This is a genomic window from Alteromonas sp. ABH2_165, assembly GCF_056159945.1.
In genome coordinates this window covers 1-4,381 of sequence record NZ_JBSWWF010000013.1, presented here as the reverse complement: position 1 = coordinate 4,381, position 4,381 = coordinate 1, and the positions used below count along the sequence as shown (strand labels likewise).

Below are 4,381 nucleotides of genomic sequence, written 5' to 3'. Positions count from 1 at the left end.
CGCGCGCTTCCACCGATGTATGGTTGTTAAGAAGTAAAATTACACTAAAAGCAATTAAAGGTAAGTTAGTTGTTATCGGGTTGAAGGCTTCACCCAATAAATGGGTGTTGAAGGTTGCGACAAAAACTAACAAGCCAGTAAGGGCTAAAATGTTTAACTGATTAACAATTTTACTTTTATATAGAAAGAAAAACACGATACCAAAAACTATCTCAGCCAAACCAGCCGACTTTGTCACCCAGAAGGATAAATTAGCGGAAAAGCCCAGACTAGCAGTAATTTCCTTCTCAAGAGGAGCAATCCATATTAGCTTCGGAACCAGTCCATGATAAACCCAACAGAAGCTAATTATAAATCTCGAAATTTGGTTGATATCCATATCTGCTTCCGTGTGTATAACACCCTGCTTAGGGGCACAAATACGGCGGCTAAAATCGGAACGAAGTGACACAGCCGCCGTGTTTGTGTCCCAGCGAGCCCGCGAGCGGCTACAGCAGATTGTTAGAATTCATAGCTGTATAAGAGCTAGCATATCGTCACCATCTTCATCCAAGCCGACTTCTTGAAACCCAAAGCTGGAATAGAAATCTTTAGCGACTGGGTTATTAGGGTTATAGCATATTTCGATTTCTTTGATGCTGGGAGTTTGCTTTATAGCCTCGATTGCCAGCGTTAAAGCTTTCCGTCCTATTCCTTGGTTCTGATGTTTCTTATCAACCATAAATCGCCAAATTGATACTTTTGAAACTGATTCTTTGACCCACATGAAGAAACCAACGGGTTCATCGTTGAAGTAAATGGCCTTACATGTGTGACCTTCGTTATAAAATGACTCAACTAGTGACCACATGTTGCACGCTACATAATCTTCCTGAGCTTCAGTGACATTAAGGTCACAGACCGACTCATAGTTTTTCTTGTTTATTTCTTCCAATGAAATTTGCATGTTTATCCTGAATTCTAACACCCAAATAAGGGGCACAAACATGGCGGTTATAATCGGAGCGAAGCGACACAACCGCCATGTTTGTGTCCCAGCGAGCCTGCGAGCGACTTAATTTTTTTGTTATGTGCCATTTTAAAAAGGATCACTGTTCTTTGGAATATCTAACAGTGTACTTTTGTCGCCGCAAACGGAACATGTTTGCTCAACAATAAGCTTGTAGTTAATGAGAAAACTACAAGCATAGAGAAACTTACCGAGCGACTTTAATAAGAACCACAGAAAAACAGCTATTTCTACACCAAACTCTAAGAAAAATCTTAGCTTACCAGCTTCAAATGCGAATGAGAAAATAGAGTAAAAGAGACTACCAATAATGAGGCTGACAGCAGAAATGGCAACTAAATAAAAAGATAGCAATATAGCAAGGCCAAACAAATCTAAAAAGCTGACGGAACCGGAGCATTCCATTTTTTGATTTTAAAACAACATTTAAGATTCATATATAAATTGGCACATAACGCCCTGCTTAGGGGCGGAAACAGATGGGCTAAAATTTAGGAGCGAAGCGACGCAGCCCATGTGTTTGCGTCCCAGCGAGCCTGCGAGCGACTACAGCAGATTGTTATACGCGTTTCTCAACTTTCCAAGGAGGATTTAAGCGGTTTTCACCTGCCCAGTAAAGTTTGATTTTGTTACCAGACGGATCTTTAAGTATGGCTTCTTTCCACAAGTACCGTTGCTCTGTCGGCAGTTGTTCAAAATGAAAACCTTTTTTAGTTAACTCAGCACACAGTTCGTCAAGTTTTTCATGCTCGAAGTAAATTACAGAACTGTTTTCAAATTCACCGGTTTCGAGTGATAAGGAAAAGGTAGAATTCCCATCTGGGCAAGAAAACCTTGCATAATGAGGCGTATCGACAATTTGTGTGAAGCCAAGATTTAGGTAAAAGTTAGCAGCAATATCCATATCTTTTACTGGTAACGTAACTTGGTTAAGTTCCATTTAAACTCCTAGCGTATAACACCCAAATAAGGGGCACAAACATGGCGGCTATAATCGGAACGAAGTGACACAGCCGCCATGTTTGTGTCCCAGCGAGCGGAGCGAGTGACTTAATTTGATTGTTATGTGCGTGCTTACAAAACCCGCCTAGCAATCGTTAAAGTCAGCGCCTACAGTATTTGAGCACCCCGAATCGCTACCTTCTAGTCCAGATTGTGTTGTTACAAATGCATCTTTGTTACTAACTTTCTTTAAAGCCGCTTTTTTTCTGAAGCTGATAATAATCAATAAGGTACTTGCCAATAATATTGCGCTGTTTAAATAGGCATTAAAGCCTGTGTATAAACCATACATTCCAATCGTGAGCAGAATTATTCCAAGAAAAAACTGTATCATTGTTTGTCATCCTTGAAGCATATAACACCCTGCTTAGGGGCGGAAACACATGGGCTAAAATTTAGGAGCGAAGCGACGCAGCCCATGTGTTTGCGTCCCAGCGAGCCTGCGAGCGGCTACAGCAGATTGTTAGATACCGAAGAAATAAACGCCCGCAGCTTTGCTGCCACAACTGGGATCAAAACGCTGCGAACTCGAAGCAATAACTGACTTTAAAACAACCCAATACGAAAAGCCAGATGTGCAAAAGCTGCCGGAGAAAAGGCGGTGCTGATACACCTAAAAACCGATGGCTGTTACTTCTCCAACTGGCGTTAAACAGTGCAACGCTTGTAAAGCCTGAAACCAAAAGAGCGATGATGTTCGTGCCGAAACAACATGGCGATGTTCTGCAAAACGGTGATTTCTGTTTGCTGGCTTTGCGATGCCGGAGACAACTTCCGTTGACTTGCCGCTAGCGAAACCGCTGCCGCCAAATTCTCAATAAGCCCCAGAAGAAACAACCTTGCGCGGCTAGGCGCACAAAGAAACAAAGAGAGAAATGAAAGAACTAAACAGAATCTAACACCCAAATAAGGGGCGTAAACACGGCGGCTATAATCGGAGCGAAGCGACCCAGCCGCCGTGTTTGCGTCCCAGCGAGCGCAGCGAGTGCCTTAATTTGATTGTTATGTGAATTTTTCACACACCCAAAAGAGGCAGATTCTTACGCTGATGATAGGTTAAAGCTAACTCTAGGCAGGACTTGATGATTGTTTCTGGGAGAGATTTCGTTAAGGATAGAACTATTGCTCTGTTACCCTGAAACACCAGTTCGTCACTGTACAACTCCCGAAATGTATCGATCAGCTTAGTTTGGCAATTAAAGAATAGATAATAATTATTAGGGGACTTAAGCTTCCAATCCATTCTTAACGGGCTGCCAGTTTTTACACTGTAGCTCGGCTCCCCCCATTTGAGAGTTTCATCAACCTCACCCAGTTTCAACTCAGATGCGACTTGAAATACTAAGTTTCGCAGCTCTTCCAATCTAACACGAGCATTACCCGGATACTCATCGAAGCGATCTTTGACTACCTTGTCCATTGGAATCTCCTATTCACATAACACCCTGCTTAGGGGCGGAAACACATGGGCTAAAATTAGGAGCGAAGCGACGCTGCCCATGTGTTTGCGTCCCAGCGAGCCTGCGAGCGACTACAGCAGTTTGTTATACGCAATATGCTTAAATCCTGAAATACCGAAATACAGCTTTCGCCGCTTTCAACATTAGAAGCGTTGAGAAAACAATTGCTGTTAGAAAGATACCCATAAATTTCAATATTTGCGTAAGCGGAATATTTCCTTCTCTGATCGGTATATTCATATCTATACCAAGAGACCTACCCAAAATATGTGAAAATACTACCAGCGCGACTACAAAAAGCATAACAAGCAAAAAGTAAACGAAAGTTCTGGCTCGTTGACCAGACTTTGTCTTTGCGGCATCAATTCGGTAATTAAAACCCATTATCTTTCGCTAAACCTGATTGCGTATAACACCCACATAAGGGGCAGTAACACGTGGGCTAAAATCCGAGCGAAGCGACAGAGCCCACGTGTTACTGTCCCAGCGAGCCTGCGAGCGACTTAATGTGATTGTTATATGCCGCCTACCATGAATGGCTAATGCCCTTTTGCTTTTCGTAGCTTCTTTTACCAAGCCACAATGAAATAAAGAATAAGGTGAAACTAATGAAAGAGGCCAGTAATAAGCCTCTCAAGCCACCGATGATTATGCATACTACGGCTAGAGTCGGAATAAACACAAAGTAATATTTTCGATATTCCTTTCCAGTTAATAACAGAAACCAGATAAAAGCGCCGCCAAATGCAATGTATGGGGCTACAGGTTGAGAAATATAACCTGCTTTGAAAAATATCATGAACATGATTGCAAACAACAAAAAGAGTCGAGAGACAAACCTTCCCTTTGTTCTGAATTCAACTAGTTCATTCTTCGTGAGTTTACTCTTCACCAAATATCTCTAGGCATA

The 4,381-nt window shown here is 42.1% G+C and carries 5 protein-coding genes; all 5 read right to left on the bottom strand.

From position 1 onward, the window contains the following. Positions 1–379: DoxX-like family protein (locus tag ACXAFQ_RS20295; RefSeq protein WP_474825185.1), on the bottom strand; the 379-nt coding region annotated here is incomplete at its 3' end. Positions 380–508: 129 nt separating this feature from the next. Continuing rightward, positions 509–946 carry a GNAT family N-acetyltransferase gene (locus ACXAFQ_RS20290; protein WP_474825184.1) on the bottom strand — a complete coding sequence of 146 codons (438 nt, stop codon included), beginning with the start codon at positions 944–946 and terminating at the stop codon, positions 509–511. A gap of 622 nt (positions 947–1,568) precedes the next feature. Then, positions 1,569–1,949 (bottom strand): VOC family protein, encoded by a 381-nt coding sequence (locus tag ACXAFQ_RS20285; protein ID WP_474825183.1) that lies wholly within the window; start codon positions 1,947–1,949, stop codon positions 1,569–1,571. 147 nt (positions 1,950–2,096) lie between these two features. Beyond that, positions 2,097–2,345: a hypothetical protein gene (locus tag ACXAFQ_RS20280; protein ID WP_474825182.1), complete on the bottom strand. Its 249-nt coding sequence runs from the start codon at positions 2,343–2,345 to the stop codon at positions 2,097–2,099. A gap of 681 nt (positions 2,346–3,026) precedes the next feature. Continuing rightward, complete coding sequence (locus ACXAFQ_RS20275; RefSeq protein WP_474825181.1) at positions 3,027–3,431, bottom strand: DUF1801 domain-containing protein; 405 nt, start codon at positions 3,429–3,431, stop codon at positions 3,027–3,029. Between the last annotated feature and the right edge of the window lie 950 nt (positions 3,432–4,381).

Bases quoted from the DNA above. Each gene is read 5' to 3' on its own strand.
- ACXAFQ_RS20290 (WP_474825184.1), bottom strand. From the start codon at position 946: ATGCAAATTTCATTGGAAGAAATAAACAAGAAAAACTATGAGTCGGTC.
- ACXAFQ_RS20285 (WP_474825183.1), bottom strand. From the start codon at position 1,949: ATGGAACTTAACCAAGTTACGTTACCAGTAAAAGATATGGATATTGCT.
- ACXAFQ_RS20280 (WP_474825182.1), bottom strand. From the start codon at position 2,345: ATGATACAGTTTTTTCTTGGAATAATTCTGCTCACGATTGGAATGTAT.
- ACXAFQ_RS20275 (WP_474825181.1), bottom strand. From the start codon at position 3,431: ATGGACAAGGTAGTCAAAGATCGCTTCGATGAGTATCCGGGTAATGCT.